The sequence below is a fragment of the Brevibacillus sp. HD3.3A genome (assembly GCF_013284375.2).
In the GTDB taxonomy this organism is placed as follows: domain Bacteria; phylum Bacillota; class Bacilli; order Brevibacillales; family Brevibacillaceae; genus Brevibacillus; species Brevibacillus parabrevis.
The window spans coordinates 1,115,340-1,134,087 of sequence record NZ_CP085874.1; the positions used below are offsets into that span (position 1 = coordinate 1,115,340).

Annotated in this window: 17 protein-coding genes, 1 riboswitch and 1 other annotated feature; of the genes, 6 read left to right on the forward strand and 11 right to left on the reverse strand. The window is 52.1% G+C overall.

Features of this window, described 5'->3' with window-relative positions:
* Window positions 1-90: 90 nt before the first annotated feature.
* Together HP435_RS05720 and ppx are read right to left on the reverse strand one after the other, a co-directional pair.
* A complete protein-coding gene (locus HP435_RS05720) occupies window positions 91-2,241 on the reverse strand; it encodes an RNA degradosome polyphosphate kinase (RefSeq protein ID WP_229049834.1) in 2,151 nt (716 codons plus the stop codon).
* A gap of 94 nt (window positions 2,242-2,335) precedes the next feature.
* The gene (gene ppx, locus HP435_RS05725; protein WP_173598118.1) at window positions 2,336-3,856 is read right to left on the reverse strand and encodes an exopolyphosphatase; all 1,521 of its coding nucleotides are present in this window, start codon (window positions 3,854-3,856) and stop codon (window positions 2,336-2,338) included.
* 165 nt (window positions 3,857-4,021) lie between these two features.
* Window positions 4,022-4,265: a binding site (T-box leader), on the forward strand.
* Window positions 4,266-4,341: 76 nt separating this feature from the next.
* Between ppx and HP435_RS05730 the strand changes: the two genes are divergently transcribed.
* Together HP435_RS05730 and HP435_RS05735 are read left to right on the forward strand one after the other, a co-directional pair.
* The gene (locus HP435_RS05730; RefSeq protein ID WP_122962713.1) at window positions 4,342-4,842 is read left to right on the forward strand and encodes an Lrp/AsnC family transcriptional regulator; all 501 of its coding nucleotides are present in this window, start codon (window positions 4,342-4,344) and stop codon (window positions 4,840-4,842) included.
* Window positions 4,839-6,020, forward strand: a complete 1,182-nt coding sequence (locus HP435_RS05735) for an aminotransferase (RefSeq protein WP_063229678.1) — start codon at window positions 4,839-4,841, stop codon at window positions 6,018-6,020. The genes HP435_RS05730 and HP435_RS05735 overlap by 4 nt, the downstream gene beginning before the upstream one ends.
* 84 nt (window positions 6,021-6,104) lie before the next feature.
* Here the strand turns inward: HP435_RS05735 and HP435_RS05740 are convergent, their stop codons facing one another.
* Together HP435_RS05740 and HP435_RS05745 are read right to left on the reverse strand one after the other, a co-directional pair.
* Window positions 6,105-6,779: an LrgB family protein gene (locus HP435_RS05740; protein WP_122962715.1), complete on the reverse strand. Its 675-nt coding sequence runs from the start codon at window positions 6,777-6,779 to the stop codon at window positions 6,105-6,107.
* Window positions 6,776-7,147: a CidA/LrgA family protein gene (locus tag HP435_RS05745; RefSeq protein WP_122962716.1), complete on the reverse strand. Its 372-nt coding sequence runs from the start codon at window positions 7,145-7,147 to the stop codon at window positions 6,776-6,778. The genes HP435_RS05740 and HP435_RS05745 overlap by 4 nt, the downstream gene beginning before the upstream one ends.
* A 112-nt stretch (window positions 7,148-7,259) precedes the next feature.
* Between HP435_RS05745 and HP435_RS05750 the strand changes: the two genes are divergently transcribed.
* Complete coding sequence (locus HP435_RS05750) at window positions 7,260-8,171, forward strand: cidABC operon transcriptional activator CidR (RefSeq protein ID WP_122962717.1); 912 nt, start codon at window positions 7,260-7,262, stop codon at window positions 8,169-8,171.
* Window positions 8,172-8,328: 157 nt separating this feature from the next.
* Here the strand turns inward: HP435_RS05750 and HP435_RS05755 are convergent, their stop codons facing one another.
* The 4 genes from HP435_RS05755 to HP435_RS05770 all read right to left on the reverse strand — a co-directional run bounded on the left by HP435_RS05755 (window position 8,329) and on the right by HP435_RS05770 (window position 13,334).
* On the reverse strand, window positions 8,329-9,381 hold the full coding sequence (locus HP435_RS05755; RefSeq protein ID WP_173600021.1) for a TolC family protein: 1,053 nt from the start codon (window positions 9,379-9,381) through the stop codon (window positions 8,329-8,331).
* A 348-nt stretch (window positions 9,382-9,729) separates the two neighbouring features.
* Window positions 9,730-10,782: a TolC family protein gene (locus tag HP435_RS05760; RefSeq protein WP_173600022.1), complete on the reverse strand. Its 1,053-nt coding sequence runs from the start codon at window positions 10,780-10,782 to the stop codon at window positions 9,730-9,732.
* 197 nt (window positions 10,783-10,979) lie between these two features.
* Complete coding sequence (locus tag HP435_RS05765) at window positions 10,980-12,422, reverse strand: amino acid permease (protein WP_122963244.1); 1,443 nt, start codon at window positions 12,420-12,422, stop codon at window positions 10,980-10,982.
* A gap of 113 nt (window positions 12,423-12,535) precedes the next feature.
* Window positions 12,536-12,722: riboswitch (Lysine riboswitch) on the reverse strand.
* A 117-nt stretch (window positions 12,723-12,839) separates the two neighbouring features.
* On the reverse strand, window positions 12,840-13,334 hold the full coding sequence (locus tag HP435_RS05770; RefSeq protein WP_122962720.1) for a DinB family protein: 495 nt from the start codon (window positions 13,332-13,334) through the stop codon (window positions 12,840-12,842).
* A 157-nt stretch (window positions 13,335-13,491) separates the two neighbouring features.
* On the opposite strand from HP435_RS05770, the gene HP435_RS05775 reads away from it, so the two are divergent.
* Window positions 13,492-14,049 carry a CGNR zinc finger domain-containing protein gene (locus HP435_RS05775; protein WP_122962721.1) on the forward strand — a complete coding sequence of 186 codons (558 nt, stop codon included), beginning with the start codon at window positions 13,492-13,494 and terminating at the stop codon, window positions 14,047-14,049.
* Window positions 14,050-14,289: 240 nt separating this feature from the next.
* Window positions 14,290-15,084: an alpha/beta fold hydrolase gene (locus HP435_RS05780; protein WP_173600023.1), complete on the forward strand. Its 795-nt coding sequence runs from the start codon at window positions 14,290-14,292 to the stop codon at window positions 15,082-15,084.
* Here the strand turns inward: HP435_RS05780 and HP435_RS05785 are convergent.
* The 3 genes from HP435_RS05785 to HP435_RS05795 all read right to left on the reverse strand — a co-directional run bounded on the left by HP435_RS05785 (window position 15,013) and on the right by HP435_RS05795 (window position 16,506).
* Window positions 15,013-15,417, reverse strand: a complete 405-nt coding sequence (locus tag HP435_RS05785; protein WP_122962723.1) for a hypothetical protein — start codon at window positions 15,415-15,417, stop codon at window positions 15,013-15,015. The two genes, HP435_RS05780 and HP435_RS05785, sit on opposite strands and share 72 nt — an antisense overlap.
* A gap of 50 nt (window positions 15,418-15,467) precedes the next feature.
* On the reverse strand, window positions 15,468-15,992 hold the full coding sequence (locus HP435_RS05790; RefSeq protein ID WP_063231495.1) for an ImmA/IrrE family metallo-endopeptidase: 525 nt from the start codon (window positions 15,990-15,992) through the stop codon (window positions 15,468-15,470).
* Window positions 15,993-16,059: 67 nt separating this feature from the next.
* Window positions 16,060-16,506 (reverse strand): helix-turn-helix domain-containing protein, encoded by a 447-nt coding sequence (locus HP435_RS05795; protein WP_063231496.1) that lies wholly within the window; start codon window positions 16,504-16,506, stop codon window positions 16,060-16,062.
* A 286-nt stretch (window positions 16,507-16,792) separates the two neighbouring features.
* Here HP435_RS05795 and HP435_RS05800 point away from each other — a divergent pair, with 286 nt between their 5' ends.
* Entirely contained in the window at window positions 16,793-18,739 is a 1,947-nt protein-coding gene (locus HP435_RS05800; protein WP_173600024.1) for an RHS repeat protein, read from the forward strand.
* Window positions 18,740-18,748: the final 9 nt, after the last annotated feature.

Here is an 18,748-nt window from a genome sequence, read left to right on the forward strand (position 1 = left end):
CAATATGACAATATAATATTTTTCCAATAACTGACGCTGGAACGAACGAACGCAAAAAACGCCTGAGCTGCTCATGCTCAGGCGCTTCGTTTATGAAAAAGGCGAGACGGTTTCCAACGGGGCGGTAATCGGTTTGAGTCGCTGTTGAAGCGACGGAGCGGACTGGCACGGCTGGCTGGACTGAACAGCTTCTTCCCAGAAAAACAGCTGGCTGTTCAGCGGCGAGAGGTTTTTTGGCTGCACGCGCACATACGTGCCGTCTGGCATGAGCACGTTGGCCTTGGCGTCATCCTGCAACATCGTAGCCAGGACGTGCATGATCCGCTCCTTCAGATCACGCTGCACCACGGGAAACAAAATCTCGACGCGGGCGATCATATTGCGAGTCATCCAGTCCGCGCTGGACAGGAACACTTTTGGATCGCCGCCATTGCAAAAGGCGTAAATGCGACTATGCTCCAAATATCTGCCGACGATGCTCGTGACCCGGATGTTTTCGCTGACGCCGGGAATGCCTGGACGCAGGCAGCAAATGCCGCGGACGATCAGATTGATTTTCACCCCGGCGCACGAGGCGCGGTACAGCGCTTCGATGATTTCCTTGTCGGTCAAAGCATTCATCTTGGCGGTGATGTAAGCAGGCTTGTCCGCCAGGCAATTTTGAATTTCGCCTTCGATCAGATCGAGGAACGCTTCGCGCAATCCGACAGGAGCGGTGGCGATTTCCTCCCATTTTGGCGGGTGGGAATAGCCGGACAGATGGTTGAAAAAGTGGGTGGCATCTGCCCCGACCTGTTCACGCGAAGTAAACATGCCCATGTCCGTGTACACGCCTGCGGTTTTGTCGTTGTAATTGCCCGTGCCAAGGTGCACATATCGGCGCAGGCTATCGCCCTCGGAGCGGACGACCAGCGTGATTTTGCTGTGAGTCTTTAGCCCTGCCAAGCCGTAGATGACGTGGCATCCGGCGTTCTCCAGTTTTTTGGCCCAGACGATGTTGTTCTCCTCGTCAAAACGCGCTTTCAGCTCCAGCAGGACAGTGACTTGCTTGCCGTTGTCCGCAGCTTGGAGGAGAGCATTGACGATCGGGGAATCGCCGCTGACCCGGTACAGCGTCTGCTTGATTGCGAGCACCTTGGGGTCGTTCGCGGCTTGTTGGACAAATCGGATGACCGGCTCAAAAGATTCGTAAGGATGGTGCAGCAGCACGTCCCTTTTTTGGATGAGCGCAAACAAATCCTCGTCCTGCTTCGCCAAATCAAGCGGCTGCTGCGGATCGAGCGGTTCAAATCGCAAATGGTCGTAGCCTGCCAGCGCATGGAAGCGGAAGAAAAACGCAGGATCGAGCGGACCATCGAGGCAGTACACTTCTTTGTCAGTGAGATCGAGCCAGTCTTGCAGAGTGGCTTGCAAGTATGCGCTCATGGACGAAGAGACGGCCAGGCAGGAAGGCTCGCCCATCTTGCGTTTTTTCAGCGTTTGCTCGATCGCTTCCAGCAAGTCATCGGCTTCGTCCTCGTCAAAAGTCAAGTCGGCGTTGCGTGTAATGCGAAACGGACTGACCTCGACGATGTTGTAGCCGTGGAACAGGCTGTCCATATGCTCCGCGATGACGTCTTCCAACAAGATAAAATGATCCTCGCCATCGAGGGAAGGCAGCTCCAGAAAACGCGGCAGGACGGACGGCACCTGCACAACAGCAAACAGCGGGCCTTCGCTTTCTTCCTCCGTGTCTTCCAGCAAGACAGCCAGATTCAAACTTTTGTTCAACAGCATGGGAAACGGATGGCTGGCATCTACGGCCATCGGAGTCAGCACCGGATACAGGTGATGATGGAAAAAGGCGCGCACGAATACGGCTTGCTCTTCGCTCAGCTGATTTGCCTGCAAAAAGCGGATTCCCGCCTTGTTCAGCTCCGGCGTAATCTGGTGTTTGAGGATCGAGTACATCCGTTCCATCACCAGATGAGTGCGATCCCACACAGCGAACAGCTGCTCGTTTGCCGTCATCCCGGATTTGTTGTCCGGCTTGGTGAAGCCGGCTTTGACCTGGTCCTTTAGACCTGCCACCCTGACCATGAAAAATTCGTCAAAATTGCTGCTGGCAATCGCGATGAACTTGAGCCGCTCCAAAAGCGGATTGTCTGGATTGGAAGCTTCAAAAAGCACGCGCTCGTTGAAAGCGATCCAGCTTAATTCCCGGTTGATATAATAATCTGGAATACTAAAATCCTTCATCATGAACCAACCTTTTTCGCATAGTAAAAGATAGATCATAACTGGCAAGGAATAGTATAGCAGTCTACTGTTAAGCGATTGTTAAGTTTTGTCGGGGCTACGCGTCCACGACGACTTTCAGCGGGATTTTCCAAGCTTTCGAGAGCTTGGACAGCGGCTCATCGAGCAAGGAATACTCGAGCAAATCCGGCTGTTTTCCCGTGCAGGACAAAACGAACTCGCCGCCTGTTGAAGCAAGGCGGACGGCGCTGATCGCCTGGGTCATCGAGCGATCCAGCACTCTGGAAAAAAGCAGCAAATGGCCCAGCTTCTCTACGAGACTTTTGTCCTGCTTGCCGAGCAAATCCGGGTGACGGGCAATCTGGCTCTGCGCCAGCTTGTTTGTTTTATAGGACGCAATCATGGCGAGCAGCAGCCGTTCCCGATGGGTATAGCCTGCCATCAGCACGTTGGACAGCAGGTAGAAAGTATGCTCGGAAGCTTCGTAGACGTTGATCGTGCGTCCGGTGTCATGCAGGAGGGCGGCGTTTTCCAAAAGCTGCCGCTCGAATCCGCCGAACGAATGGAGCGCATGCTGTTGCAACTGGTCAAACAGCGACAAGGCCAGGTCGCGCACATGGCGCGAATGCGGCTGGTCAACCTGGTAGCGGTTCATGAACTGCAAGGCGCTGCGCTCCCGGACGATGGCGGTCGAGGCAGGCGGCTGTTCACCCCAGACGGTTTCGTACAACACCCCGTCACGCAGCCCTTTGTTGCTTACGAGCAGGCAATCACTTTGCGCGTAGTGAAGCAAGCTTTCAAAAGCCGCCATGCCCGCGAGAATGACATCGGCGCGGTCTTTGGATACGCCAGGGATTTGTCGGCGTTCTTCCAGCGGCAGCCTGCGCAGGGCGTTCAAAATGTTCGTTACCGCATCTGCCTGGATGGGGTAATGGTGCAGGCTGTCCATGCTGTAGTGAACCTGGCGCTGGTGAATTTTGCCCAGATTGCGCGCTGTGCCGCCGATGGCGATGACGGGACAGTGGCGGTCGGCAAGCCAGGGACAAGTGGCAAGCGAATCGGCCAAAAAGGTGCGAAGCTGCGCAAATTCTTCCTCACTCGGAACCTCTTCGCGGAAAAATTGACTGGTCAATGTCACGATGCCGAATGGAAAGCTGTGGCTTTCGATCAGCTGGCGGTCGCGGAAGTAAGTAACCTCTGTGCTGCCGCCGCCGATGTCGATGGTGATTCCTTCGTCCACAGGCATGCTGTTCAAGACGGCGAGATAGCCGTATCGCGCCTCTTCCTTGCCGCTTAATACACGCATGGAAATGCCGCTTTCCCGCTCGATCGCCGCTGTCAGCTCCCGGCCGTTTTCCGCCTGGCGAACTGCTGCGGTGGCAACTCCGATGGCTTGGGTGACTTTTCGCGCGTCCAGCAGTTTCTTGAACTGGCGCATCGCTGTCAACGTTTTGGCAACGCCTTCCTCGTCCAGTCTGCCCGCACGCAGGTGGTTGCTCAATCGCAAGCTGTATTTGATATTGTCTATCTCTGCTACCATTCCCGAATCGTCTTGCTCGTAAATGACCAATCTGGCTGTATTGGAGCCGAGATCGATGACGCCGATGCTTTTTTTCATGTGATTCCCCACTTACAATAGGCTTGGATTCTCGCCAAAATTTTCATGTTTGTTCTCATTATGCCATAGAAATCGGACTTTCCACCCATGAAGTTGTCAGTTGACAATAACGAAAAACCTTTTTATAATCTGAGACATTCAAGCAAACAACAATACGCACACAAATACATGGCTGTGAAAAGGAAAGTAAAAAAGGGATTTGACGACCAGAGAGCTGCCTGATTGCTGGGAGGGCGGCCGCGAACTCTTTTTGAAAGCCACCTTGGAGCCCTGCTTTTGAACGGTTCAGTAGAAAGCAGCGTTTTCCCCGCGTTACGGGGCGCATGTCTTTTTGACAAGACTGCACGAGTTTGCCTTTTGCGAGAGAGGCAAAAAAGCTGAGTGGTACCGCGATACCTTCGCCTCAGCAACCCGATTCATGAAAGCATGGATCAGGTTGCTGGGGCTTTTTGATTTTGGCCAAAAAGAGATAGGAGTGGTGGGGAATGGATCGCTTGAAGCAAAGGGAGCTGTTGCACCTTTTGGAAGAAGATAGCCGCATGAGCGCCGAGCAAATCGGCAAAATGCTGGCAGAGCCTACGGAGGTAATCGAACAGGCGATTGCCGAGCTGGAGGCAGAAAAGGTGATCGTGAAATATCCGGCGCTGGTCAACTGGGAGCGCGTGGAGGATCATCCTTACGTCAACGCCATGATCGACGTCAAAGTGACGCCCAAGCGCGATGTCGGATTTGACGAGGTAGCCGAACGCATTTGCCGCTTCCCTGAAGTGAAGGCCGTCTACTTGATGTCTGGCGCCAGCTACGATTTGTCGATCATTTTGGAAGGCAAGACGATGAAAGAGGTCGCTACCTTCGTATCGCAAAAGCTGTCAACGCTCGATTCTGTCGTATCGACAGCGACGCACTTTATTTTGAAACGCTACAAGCACGATGGCATTGAGCTGGAAGATCGTGACGAAGATCGCAGGATGGTGGTTACGCCGTGAGTACACAATTGACAGTCAAAAAAAATCGCTTGTCGTCTACAGTCGCATCTTTGAAGCCATCGGGCATCCGCCGCTTTTTCGATCTGGCGGCATCGATGGAAGGGGTCATCTCGCTCGGGGTTGGGGAGCCGGATTTCGTCACGCCTTGGCGCATGCGCGAAGCTTCTATCTCCTCGCTGGAGCGCGGACACACTGCCTATACTTCCAATGCGGGCATGCTCCCGCTGCGCGTCGAGATTCAAAAGTATTTGGAGGAGCGCTTCTCGGTCAGCTATCATCCGGAGACGGAGATTCTCGTAACCGTAGGAGCGAGCGAAGCGATTGATATCGCCTTGCGTGCCATTCTCGATCCAGGTGATGAAGTGCTGGTAGTAGAACCGTGCTACGTCTCCTACGAGCCTGTCATTCGGCTGGCTGGCGGCGTGCCGAAGTTTTTGAAAACGACGATGGAAAACCAATTCAAGCTGACGCCGCAAGAGCTGGAAGCGAATATTTCAGAGCGCACGAAAGCGATCATCTTCTGCTACCCGAACAACCCGACAGGGGGCACGATGACAGCAGAGGAGTGGAAGACGCTTCTGCCGATTATTGAAAAGCACGACCTGCTGGTGATTTCCGACGAGATTTATGCAGAGCTGACGTACGGACGCATGCATGACAGCATCGCGGCTCTGCCGGGAATGAAAGAGCGGACGATCCTGATTTCCGGCTTTTCCAAAGCGTTTGCCATGACAGGCTGGCGGCTCGGCTACGTGTGTGCCACACCTGATCTGCTCGCGGGCATGCTGAAAATTCACCAGTACACGATGCTGTGTGCGCCGACGATGGCCCAGATGGCTGCACTCGAAGCGTTGCGCCATGGCCGCGCGGATATGGAGCGAATGATCGAGAGTTACCGTCAGCGCCGTAATTACGTAGTCGATGGCTTCCGCCAGATCGGACTTACGTGCCATGAACCGGATGGAGCGTTTTACGCCTTCCCGTCTGTGGCGGCAACAGGACTTAGTTCCGCCGAGTTTGCCGAAAAGCTGCTCATGGAGGAGAAAGTGGCAGTCGTGCCGGGAGACGTGTTTGGCGAGAGCGGACAAGGCCACATTCGCTGCTCGTATGCGACGTCCATGGAGCAGTTGAAAAAGGCGCTGGATCGGATGGAGCGCCTGATGGGACGATTGCAGTAGGGCAGGCGAGGAAAACAGCAAAGAGGACAGTGCCAGTAGCGCTGTCCTCTTTTTTATGCAGCAGCATTGCTTTTTCGGATAAATTTATGACGACATGACGATCGTGGCGACGAGCTGTGTGACAAGCGCAGCTACGATCATGGAAATACTGGAGACAGTGCCTGAGATCGGACTGATTTCAAACGCCTTGGACGTCCCTGCGCCGTGCGCACTTGTGCCCAGCAGGACACCGCGCGCGATATCATCGGAAATCCGCAAGTAAGCAATAATGTACGGCCCGATGATGGAACCGAGCACTCCGGTCATCAAGACGAGCACGGCGGTAATCGAAGGAACGCCCCCGATCATTTGCGATACGTTCATGGCGATTGGCGTCGTGATGGAACGCGGCAAAAGGCTGTAGAGCACTTGCTGATCGGTATGCAAAAGCAAAGCGAGCACAGCGGAGGAGATGACGGCCACCGCCGAGCCGGACACGACACTGATCATGATTTGTGCCGCGTGTTTCTTCAATAAAGGATAGTGCTTGTAGAGTGGCACAGCAAAGGCGATAGTCGCAGGCTGGAGCATGTACGCCAGCCATTTTCCCCCTTCGTTGTAATCAGCGTAAGGGATTTGGGCGCACAGCAGCAGGACAACCAGCAGAAGCGGTGTGAACAAGATAGGCGAAAAGAGCATAATCGGTCTATAGCGATAAAGCCGTTTGGCCGTCAAATAAATGACGATAGTCAGCAAAAAGCCAATCAGTCCGGTCATCATGAGCGTGTATGCCCCTTCCGCTTCGAGATGCTTTGGGCGATCAAGCCGCTGCAGACCATGACGAACGCAGTGCCGATCACGATAATCAGAACAATTTGCAGCCCTTCATGCAGCATCAGGCTTTGGTACGAGACAATGCCGACAGACGGCGGAATAAAAAACAACAGCAGCTCTGCCAAAAGCCATGCGGCTCCGGTTTCAATCCATTCCAGCCGCAAAATTTTGGCCTGGAGCAAGAAAAACACAACAAACATCCCCAGGATGCTGCCGGGGATTTTCCAGCCGAGCGCAGAAACAAGCAGGTTCATCAAAACAGACATGAGAATGAAAAATGCTACTTGCCCCGCAATGATAATCAGTCTTTTCATGATGGTCCTCTCCCTTTGGGAAAAGTGTACATCAGCTTTTTTCATAGGTAAAATGCATATATAGAATGAGTAACATTCATCTTATCTATAGAAGAAACGGAGCGAAGAGCGGATGGACATTCGCCATTTGCAATACTTTTTGGAGGTAGCGCGGCATAGCAGCTTCACCAAGGCGGCAGAGTCGCTGTATATTACCCAGCCGACGATCAGCAAGATGGTGCGCAATCTGGAGGAGGAAATTGGCGTAGAGCTGTTTGAGCGGGTCGGAAAGCGCATCACGTTGACCGATGCGGGATGGGTTTTGTTCTCCCAGGCGGAAGTCATGGTGAAATCGTTCGAGAATATGAAAATCAGGTTGGCAGATTTGATGGAGCTAAAGCGCGGAAAAATTCGCATCGGGCTGCCGCCGATGGTAGGAGCGAGCTTTTTTCCAAAAGTCATCGGGAAGTTTTGCGAGCAGTATCCGGGGATCGAGTTGGAGCTGCTGGAAGTCGGTTCGAAAAAAGTGGAGGCAGATGTCGCATCGGGGATGCTGGACAGCGGTGTCGTTTTGCTGCCGACAGATGAAGCGCTTTTTGAGTCGTACTCGTTCGTCAACGAGCAGATTCGCGTCGTGGTTCACCCGACTCATCCATTGGCCGAGCAGCAGGAGGTATCGCTGATCGAGCTTGCGCAGGAGCGCTTTTTGCTGTTTCACGAAGACTTTTCCTTGCACAACCGGATTATTGACGAGTGCGTGCGAGTCGGCTTTCACCCTGCGGTCATGTACAAAAGCTCTCAGTGGGACTTTCTCTCGGAAATGGTGGCAGCCAATGTCGGGATTACCTTGCTGCCCCAAACGATCTGCCGGGAGCTGGACCCGCGCCGTTTTCACAGTCTTGCGCTGGTCAATCCGACGATCCGATGGCACCTCGGGATGATTTGGCGCAAAAACGCCTATCTCTCGTATGCGACGCGCGAATGGATTCGCTTCACGAAAGAAAGCTTGCCCCATATGAAAAGCAAGGCTTCATCTTCTGAATGAAGCCTTGCTCGTATGGGAGTGGCCGCAATTGGCTGCGACCGAAAATGGTATGCATGTATATGGTAGAAAAGGCGGCTGGTTGATAGGAGCAGCCTGTTACAACAATGGGAATGGTCGTATAGGAAAAAATGAAATTATTATTTCGTATTGCGAAGTTTTAGAAACCAACAGATTGATTCAAGGCGCTTACAGCCAGATTGTATTGATAAAGAGCGTCGGCAGCTTTGGTTTCGGATTCGAATAATTCTGCTTCTTTGTCGATCAGGTCATTCAAAGAGCCTTTTTTATTGTTGGCGTAATCGTAAAGAGTTTGTTCGTATTGTTTGGCAGCTTCTTCTTTGGCAGCGTTGCTTGCTGTCAGTGCAGCTTTGGCAGCTGCCGCTTTTTCGTAGGAATCGCTGACTTCCAGACTCACTTTTTGTTTGAGGCTTTGCAGCAGCAGCTCTTCTTTGCGCAGGTCGTTGCGCGCGATTCTTCCTTTATATGTGCTTCCCGCGGAGTATTCTGCCGTAAAATCGGCTTTGATTTGGGCGTACTCTCTTTTCGCTTCGGCTTCGATCATGTCAGGGCGTTTTTGGTAGGCCAGAGCAAGAGCTTCTTCCACTGTATTCAGCGGGGCAGAGGTCAGTGCGCTCGTTTGCAGCAACCACTCTTTGTCCTGTTTTTCATTCAGCAAGCCGTTGAGCTTGGCCAATGCTTCCTTGTAGCTGCTTTCCAGAGCGGACAGCTTGTCTTTGGCGTCATTGTCATCGGCCCAGTATTGGCGCTGGATGCTTTTCTTTTGCACCTTGATTTTTTCTTCCAGGGCGCGAACTTCAAAATATGCTTTTTGGACATCGAGGCGCAGAGCGTTTTGCTTGGTGGCAAAGGAAGCTTCACCGACGAGCAAATCTTTTTTCGCTTCAGCTTCATCTCCGTACTTGTCAGAAGCTTCACTCAGCGAATTGACGTCATCCTTTTTGATTGCCGCTGTGTCTCGAAGGGTCAGGAGAGACTCATAGCGAGTGGTTTCGTAATCGAGTCTCGCCAGTTCCAGGTCAACACTGTTTTTCAATGCTTGCTCAACAGCGTGATCGAGAGAGAGGGGAGCTACTGCTGTTTGTTCCACCGCCGCTGCGAGAGGGGCTGCCAGAGCCAGGTGCGAGCTGCCGACAAAAAGAGCAGTGACCAGTGTGGTGCTGTAAAGATGTTTGGACAACCGGGACTTCATTTACAAAGCCTCCTTCATTTCACGAGTAATGAAAACGATAATCATTATCAATTTTCATGAACAGTATATATTTCCAACCTGATGTTCGTCAATACGAAATCGAGAGTTGGAATGATAGAAAACATCATTTATCAATCAAAGAGTTTAAATAATTTACAAATTTTGTGTAAAGGCAGCGTGCAGCAAGAAAGGCATCCAGATAGCGGACGCCTTTCTTGCTATGAGCTTGGTCAAAAGTAAAGAGGAGAGAGCCGCTGATCTATATAAAAGGCAGTCTGGAGCTTGCTGCCTAATTCATCAGATAAAAAGGAGGGAAAATGACGAAAAAATATTACGTGAAGCGAAATATTAGAAACCGATCGATTGATCCAATGTGCTGACAGCAAGGTTGTATTGATAGAGCGATTCAGATGCTTTGGTTTCTGCTGCAAACAGGCTTGCTTCTTTTTCGATCAAGTCTTTCAAGGCTGCTTTTTGACTCGTGTAATCCGACAAAGCTTGCTGGTATTGCTTGGCTGCTTCGTTTTTGGCAAGGACGCTCTCAGCCAATGCTTTTTTCGCCGCGGCGACCTTTTCGAAAGAGTCGGCTACTTCTTGATCGACTTTTTGCTTCAGTCGTTCCAGCACCAGGTCGGACTTGCGCAATTGCTTGACGGCTACTTTGCCTTTATAGGTGCTGATGGGCGTGTAATCTTTCGTGTAGTTAACTTTGACTTCGGCAAAATCTTTCTCGGCGACAGCTTTCATCATGTCAGGCCGCTTTTTGTAGGCTTGCGCTTTGGCTTCTTCCAGAGTGGCAACAAGCGGTGCGGACAGCTCGCGGGTTTCGAAGCGCCAGGACTTGTCCTTTTTTTCGTTCAGCAGATCGTTGAGTTTGGCCAATGCCTGCTTGTAGCTGGTTTCCAGAGCGGACAGCTTTTCTTTCGCTTCGTCGTTCTCCGACCAGTATTGGCGTTGGATGCTTTGCTTTTGCAGCTTGATCTTTTCTTCCAGAGAAGAGACTTCAAAATACGCTTTTTGCACTTGCAACTGCAAATTGTTTTTTGAGGTTTTCAAAGTGACTTCGCTAAGCGCCAGGTCTTTTCTCGCTTTGGCAGCGTCTTCGTATTTTTTCTTGGCATCATCGAGCGTATTGACGTTTTCGAGCTGGATGGCCGCTTTTTCTCGCAGCGTATAGAGCGTTTCATATTCCGTAACATCGTAATCTATTTGCAGCAGCTCAAGATCGATGCTGGTTTTCAATGCTTGCTCGATCGCACCGTGAAGAGACAGAGGAGCGGTCTGGGTTTGTTCTGCGGCTGCAACGACTGCAGGAGCGGCCATAGCCAAATGAGTATTGCCTGCAAGAAGCGCGGCAACCAGTGTAGTGCTGTAGAGATGCTTCGATAACCTGGACTTCATTATGGGGCCTCCTTGGGAATAGGAAAAGAGTTTGTCGATAACGATTCTCATTATCAAATTTTCATGAACAGTATATATTTCCAGTCTACATTCGTCAATATGTAATCATAAGAAAGTTGATCGGAAAAATAAAATGAAACAAAGAAAAAGCTCCCTCGACGTGAGGGAGCCTGCAATGACTTGTTTGGCAAAGCTATTTATTTTTCGTCCATGCTGAAATCTACTTTATGGAGCGGAACAAGCTTGCTCTTTTTCGTATACTTGTAGACAAGCCAGACGATCAAAAACAGCGGCAAGCCAACATAGGAGACGAACACGCCGTTCCAGTCAATCTCGCCGCCGATAAACGCCGAGTAGTTTTGGCCGACAATGACGACGCAGCAAATGATAAAGGCGAAAATCGGGCCAAACGGGAACAGCTTCGCCCGGTATGGCAGCTCACGCAGGTCGCGGCCTTGGGCCAGGTACGCTTTGCGGAAGCGGTAATGGCTGATGGCAATGCCGAGCCAAGCGATAAACCCGGACATGCCGGATGCGTTCAGAAGCCATACGTACACCTCGCCATCTCCAAACAGGGAAGACAGAAACGCCAGCGCACCAATGGCAGCCGTCATGATCAAGGAATTGATCGGGACGCCGTTGCGAGTGACTTTGGCAAACCATTTTGGCGCTTTTCCTTCCTTCGCCAGCACCCACAGCATGCGGGTGGATGCGTACATGCCGGAGTTGCCGGCAGACAGCACGGAGGTGAGGATGACCGCATTCATCACAGAGGCGGCGAAGGCAAAGCCGGCTTTTTCAAAGACGATCGTGAACGGGCTGATGGCAATATCGGTAATATCACCGCTGATCAGATTCGGATTGTCGTAAGGAACGAGCAACCCGATAATCAAGATTGCGAAAATGTAGAAGAGCAAGATGCGCCAAAAAATCTGGCGGATCGCTTTCGGGATATTGCGCGCAGGGTCTTCGCTCTCACCAGCGGCCACCCCTACAAGCTCGGTTCCCTGGAACGAGAACCCGGCAATCATGAAGACGCCGAGAAGCGCCATGAAGCCGCCATTGAACGGTGCATCGCCTTTGGTGAAGTTTTGGAAGCCGACTGCTTCGCCACCCATAATGCCGAAGATCATCAAAATACCAATGATGATAAAGACGACGACGGTGACTACTTTAATCAAGGCAAACCAGTATTCGGATTCGCCGTAGCCTTTGACAGACAACAGATTAAGAGCAAACATAAGGACGAGGAACAAGGCACTCCACAAAATGGCGGGAGTATCCGGGAACCAGTATTTCATAATGAGAGCTGCGGCTGACAGTTCGACCGCAATCGTAATTGCCCAGTTGTACCAGTAATTCCAGCCAAGCGCGAAGCCGAGTGACGGGTCGACGAATCTGGTGGCGTAGGTGGAAAAGGAGCCGGATACAGGCATGAAGGCGGCCATTTCCCCAAGACTGGTCATCAAAAAGTAAACCATGATACTGATAGCGATGTAGGCGACCAAAGCGCCCCCTGGTCCGGCTTCGTGAATCGAGCCTCCACTCGCCAGGAACAAGCCCGTACCGATGGAGCCGCCGATGGCGATCATCGTCAGGTGGCGGGCTTTCAAACCACGTTGCAGTTGATTCTGTGACATAAGATGCTTGCACGACCTTTCGAAGATTTTGAGAAGGTCGGTCGGAAACGAAAAAACCGCCAATAGCCAAAAAACGGCATAGGGCGGTATCATCCAATCCCCACCAAGCCTTCACTGAAGATAGCACACCACGTTTGCCCGGCAAGCAAACGTGACAGTTCTGTCCCTTTCGGGTACAGCCCCAGCCCACGCGCACAGAGATGCGATATGAGCTTCGGCGGCTTTTCCCTTTCCTGGAGTCATAGATTTCTTCTGAATCTCGTACAGGATGACATAAAAGCCGCGACCTCTACCCTCACCGTGAAAGATGAGGATAACATGTATGAAGTTGATTTATTTATCAACTATATAAGATTGATCGTTATTAATCAATGAAAAAAGTTGTGCTGCAAAATATTGCTAGAGTGGGAGCAAGGGCTACAAAAATGACCTGCGCGCAGGCCAGGAGCCTTGCAGCTTGCGGATTTGCACGATTTGTCCCGTATGAAAAGCGTCGTGCAAAATGATGCTCATCACGCTTTGCCCGATGGAGATGGTGGGCAGCGGCTGATCGAATGCATCGCCGGAAAGGGAGCGGAGCTTTTCATGAATGCCGCGATGTACTTCTTCCATGCGCTGCACCGCCGCTTGCCAAGCTGCTTCGTCGTCTGGCGCTCCGGATGGTTGGAAGGTGTCATCGTTCGTCTCAGCCGTACCAGGAAAATCCGTACCGGATAGACGGTGCAGCAAACGCTCTTTGAAATAGAGCAGATGACTGAGATTTTCCCAGATCGTGTTCGCTGCCTCTCCTTCGGGACGCCAGCTGGCTTGGGCCACGGTCACGCCATCCAGGGCGTGCTTGAGCGGCGGATACCAATCTTCTTTGTCATACGTGCACTCCCATTCATGAACAAGCAATTCCATCCGATTCATGTGTTTCCTCCTCGTCTGTCAAACAGATTGGTGAAGCGCTATAATGGCAATAAGAAGAAGTTTGTAACGTTCAAAATGAATTTTGGTGGTTACAAGATGATCTTACCATATGTTGGTGTTACCTACAAGAAGCGAAAATAGATGGGGGAAGAGAAGTGTGCAATGGCTATGCATCGATTTTTTAAACAGCGATTGGCGTGACTGGCGCGGGACAGGCCGCAAGGAAAATCGCCTGGCAAAGCGGGAATGGCAGGAATGGTTTTTGCAAGAGCACCAATTGCAGGCACCGCTGCCGCTTGACGAGGAAACCGTCGCTGTTCTTGTGCAATTTCGCGAGTATATGCGAATGCTTTTGGAAAAGGTGGTCAGCGGGGAGGCATTGCTGCAAGAGGAGTTGGAGCAACTGAACGAGACGCTGGCAAAAGCTCCGTTTTACGTTCGCGTCGTGCCTGGTGAAGAGGAAGCAACTTATGCGCAGGAATGGCATAGCGCGATTGAAGGATGGCCACTGGTCATGGCGCGGATCGCCGGGTCTTTTGCCACGCTGTTGCTTCCGTCCCATCTGGAGCGGATCAAGATTTGCGACAACGAGGACTGCCGCTGGGTGTTCTACGATGAAAGCCGGAACCGGGTGCGGCGCTGGTGCGACGATAAAATGTGCGGCAATCTGATGAAGGTACGCCGTTTTCGGGAGCGGCAAAAGGAGAAAAAATGAGCGAAGGAAAAGGGGCAGAGAAACAGACTGCGCCTTTTTTCATGTCTGGGCAAAAGAGCAGGGAGAAGCCCACGATCTGCTGTCGCTGCCATCGCTGTAGCAAACGTTTCGCGGCATGGGAAGCGTCATGCTTTCAGTATGTGTAGCCCGCGAATCCGCAAATGCAAATGACGTACATGGAAAGGAAAATGGAGGCATAATAAGAAGCAGGTAACAAGGGACCGGAAGCGAGGTGGCGGGATGAGTCGCAAACGGAAAATATGGCGCAGGGCACTGGTTTTGCTTTTGCTTGTAGGAGCGTGTACGGCGATCTGGTATTTGCGTCCTTACCAGCACGATCAGGCTGCCAAAGATGCGATGCAGGGCGGGGAAGGCATCACCGTTATCGATACGGGGGACTGGATTGCTTTTGAAGGCGGGGAAGCCCGGGAGCCAGGGCTGATCCTGTATCCAGGTGCTTTGGTCAAATCGGAGAGCTATGCACCGCTGGCACGAGCTTTGGCTGGTTCCGGATATCGGGTATTCGTAGCGAGAATGCCGCTGAATTTGGCTATCAGCGATGTCGAGCGAGCCAATCAAGTGTTGAAAGCATATCCCAAGCAATCGTTTGTGATCGGCGGGCACTCTTTGGGCGGAGCCATGGCAGCCCGGTTTGCGGTCCAACACCTCGATCGGATCGATGGCGTCTTCTTTTTGGGAGCCTATCCGGACAAACGGGGAGATTTGCAAAAAGCGGAAATACCCGTCTTGTCCTTGCTCGGATCGCGGGATGGCGTGGTGAATCGGGAAAAGTTTGCGGCCAGCAAGGCATTTTTGCCAGAGAATGCGGTATTCATGACAATCGAGGGCGGCAATCACGCGCAGGTCGGCAGCTATGGCGCGCAGGAAGGCGACCAGCCTGCTGCCATCACTCCGCAGGAGCAGTGGCAGCAAACGGTAGCGGCGATCAAGGATTGGCTCCTGTCAGACGTCATTCCCCGAAAGAGAGATAATGCCGGAAACGACTCCGGTAATCCGGATGTTTTCGGAAGGTAACAGGAGCGGTTCGTCTGTCGGACGCGTGGTCGTAAACAAGCATTCTACCGGATTGACATCTGTTGCGATGCGGACGAGAAACTGGCCTTCCTGCCTGATCAGGACGGGCCTGTCTTTGATCGGTTCCATGGAGAAGTCGGAAATAAGCAAAGCGTCTCCGGGAAAAATGCCGAGGCCGGAAAGACCGTCATCTTGCATGATCAAAGCGAATCGCGCCACGTGATAGCTCGCCACTTCAATGGACGGACGCAGCGACAATTCCTCATCCTGGTCGAGTGGCAGCTCGAAAAAACGGCTGCTGTAAGCGTCTCCCGCTATAAAGATTCGTTTCACGAAAAATCGCCTCCGAAAAGATGGTCAAAAATGCCTGGACGGTCTATCAATCAATCGTAGACGGGAAAGCCTTTGGCGTACAGGCGGCTGAGAATCCGGTCAAAGCGGGTGCGCGCGAGAGCAAGCGGGACCTGAAAGCGGCTGGCCAACAGCACAGGTGCCTGGTAGCGGGAGCAATCCGCAAGCACAGAGCCCATCATGAAGAGCGGGAGCAAAAGGTGCTCGGCAAAATGATTCGCCTGCGATTCCTGCCAATCGATCATCCATTCGCTGGACTGCGGCTGTACTCCTTCATGCAGGAGCAGGTGCCCAAGCTCATGCGCGATTTTTACCCGCTGGGTCGCAGGGTCGAGACGTTCATCTACCGCGATGATGTAGCGATTCGGCAAGCTGGGATGGGCGTGGGCGCGGCTGCGGCCGTTGATGAAATGGATTTCGATGCCGTATGTTTCGCACAGTTGCGCGAGATTGATTTGTTCGGGCAGCTCCATGCCATGGTGGCGCAGCAAAAGATAGACGCGGCTTTCCAGCCAGGTTTGCGGTTTGCCGATTTCTTGTAAAAGGGAAAAGTGCATCAGGAACCTCCTGAAAAATTGGAACGTACGTTCTGTTTTGTCTCGAAAAGAAAACCCCTCTGTGGGGTTATTTTTTTTTCAGCTCTTCCGTGATGTCAAACAGGGAAGGCGGGCGTGATTCGCGTACCTGGCGAGCTTTCCACTGCTTTTTCAGGTCGTACCAGTAGCGGCGGATTTCTTTCTTCTCTTCTTCAGAAGCTTCCAGATACCCATCGAGAAAATAGTAGTCGTCCGGGTCGTCGATTCTCTCCTGCAACAGCTCGTCCAGTGAACGCTGGCCTGTCTGCGCAGACGAAGAAGCCACATAAACAGCGCCGTCTTCGGTTCGTCCCAGAAGCCAGTCGGTCGTAACCTCCAAAATATCTGCCAGCTGCATCAGCATGTCATTGGGAGGGGTGCTGTGGTTATTTTCGTAGTTGCTGATCGTGCCCTTGGTCGTGCTGACACGTTCAGCCAGCTCTTCCTGAGTCAGACCTTTCGCTTTGCGAGCTGTGCGTAAGCGCTGAGATAGCATGAGCGCCAGTCCTTCCGTTACAGATGTACAACTATATTGTACTAAAAGACAAGAAAGAAAAAAAGTATGTATGAAAATATTGTATTTTTCATTTGACATACAAGTATTTTGTACATTAAGATGCTTATACAAACGAAAACAAGAACAAGCGTTCTGATTATGAAAGGAGGTGGACACGTTGAACGAAAAAGTGTCTGCGCCAGCGTACGAGCGCAGAGACGCAGCGCAGTGGGGGCAGAGAAACCACGAAAGCAAAACGAAAGCCAAAAGGAAGAGGTGAGGACACATGAAACAAAAATCGTTTGTGCTGCTGTTACTGCTGGCTGTAATCACAGTCGTTTGCCTTCCGGGAAGGGCGGTTACGGCAGCAGCAGATCCACTGGCTGACATCTACCAGCTGGATCAGGAGTTGTTGAAGCTTTCGCAGACGCTCGACTTTTTTCAGGAGGTCGCTACCAAGAAGAACAACGAGCCGCTTGCCAAGCAAATTGGCGAGGAAGCGTCCGTGTTGTTCGAGCAGGCCAAAGCGCTTCATCAAATTAAGGAAGCGCCTGGTCAAACGGAACGGGCTGCAAAGCAAGCGGCTGTAGAAAATCAGCTGTCGGTTCAAAAAACACCGCTTGCCGAATTGGTTGAGACGTACAACGAAAAGGCAGATGCCTACTGGGAGCAGCTCATGCCAGAGTTATCCGCTGCCAGGACGGGAAAAAACAGTGCGAAGCAGGCGAAATTGCATGCTGCTGCTGTCAATGCTACTGCTACTGCCGCCGCCGTCTTGGACCCGTTTGAGCCGAACGACGATGTTGGCAGTGCTTACCCGATTACGCGAGGAAATATGTACAATTCCAAGCTGTCGTGGAAGCAGGACACTGATATTTATCGCTACGATTCGGGAGCGCAAAGCGGACAGGCAACGGTTACCTTGTATGTTCCTGACGACGTGAACTACGACCTGGTTGTGATTGAAGCGCCAAACAAGGCGATCGGCACCAGCATGAAGCCGACACTGGGGCAAGACGAGATCATCACATTCCAGATCGAGCCGAACAAGACGTATTATTTTTCCGTGTTCAGCATGGACCGTTACTTTAGCGAAACTGCGGAATACACGCTTTTGCTCAGCGATGTGAAGGCGGTGCTTTCGCTCAATCAGCCTGTCGATATCAGTTTGCCCGCCGGAGAAGTGCCGGCTTACCGCTTCACGGCTCCTGTAACAGGCAACTATCGGCTGTACACAAGTCCGTACGGCGGATTTGGGCCGCTGTTCGATACCGTTCTGCTCGTGTCTCGCGACGAAAAGCTGCAGCAAGTGGTGAGAATCAATGACGAAGCAACGCCGGGCGAGCTTTTTTCGGAAATCAACACACCGCTGGAAGCGGGAGTGACGTATTTTGTGTGGGTCTCTTCTTACGACAAGCAAAAAGGCGTTCACGCCCGATTGACAGCGGCGCTGGATACGAAGGCAACGGTGGCTTCGCCTGTGCTGCATGAAGCGGCTGCAAACGACGGCAGCCTCGCGGAACAACAGGTCGTCACGATCAGCAACGGAATTTTGACTTCGGACGCAGCGAGTGCCGTGTCTGTCAGCAACGTTCCGGCTGGACTTACGCCAGTTGTCACAAGGAACAGCAACTCGATGCTGACGATTCAGTTTGCGGGGAAAGCAGCCACGCACGAGAGCAAGCACAGCGTCCAGAACTTGTTCGTCACCATCCCGAAAGCCAAGGTAGCGGGGATGGATGCGGACGTGGTAGCAGGGCCGTTTGCCATTGAGTTTTCCGACACGGAACCGTTTTTCATGAATGCTCCCAAAGATCTCAATCTTGGGGCAGGCGCGAAAAAAATCGTGAAGTTTACACCGCCGTCCTCAGGCAGCTTCGAGCTGTATACGAGCTTTTACGGCGACAATCCGGCGGAAGGGACAAGCAATACGCAGCTCGCCATCTATGAGGATTACGCGGGCACGCGCCTGATTGCGGCCAATGACGACGGGGATCAGCCGCCATTTTCCAAGGTGCGACTGTCCATGCAAAAGGGACAAGATTATTACGTCGTTCTGTCAGCGGCAGGAAACGGTGCGGTGCATGCGCGACTCGCAGCCCGTTATTTGGGAGTGGAATACATCTACAACGCCAAAGGGCAGCTTGTACAAATCAAGCAAAACGGCAAGGTTTTGGCCGAGTATACGTATGACGGAAACGGAAATCTCACACGCAAACTCATTCATCAATAAGAGGAGGGA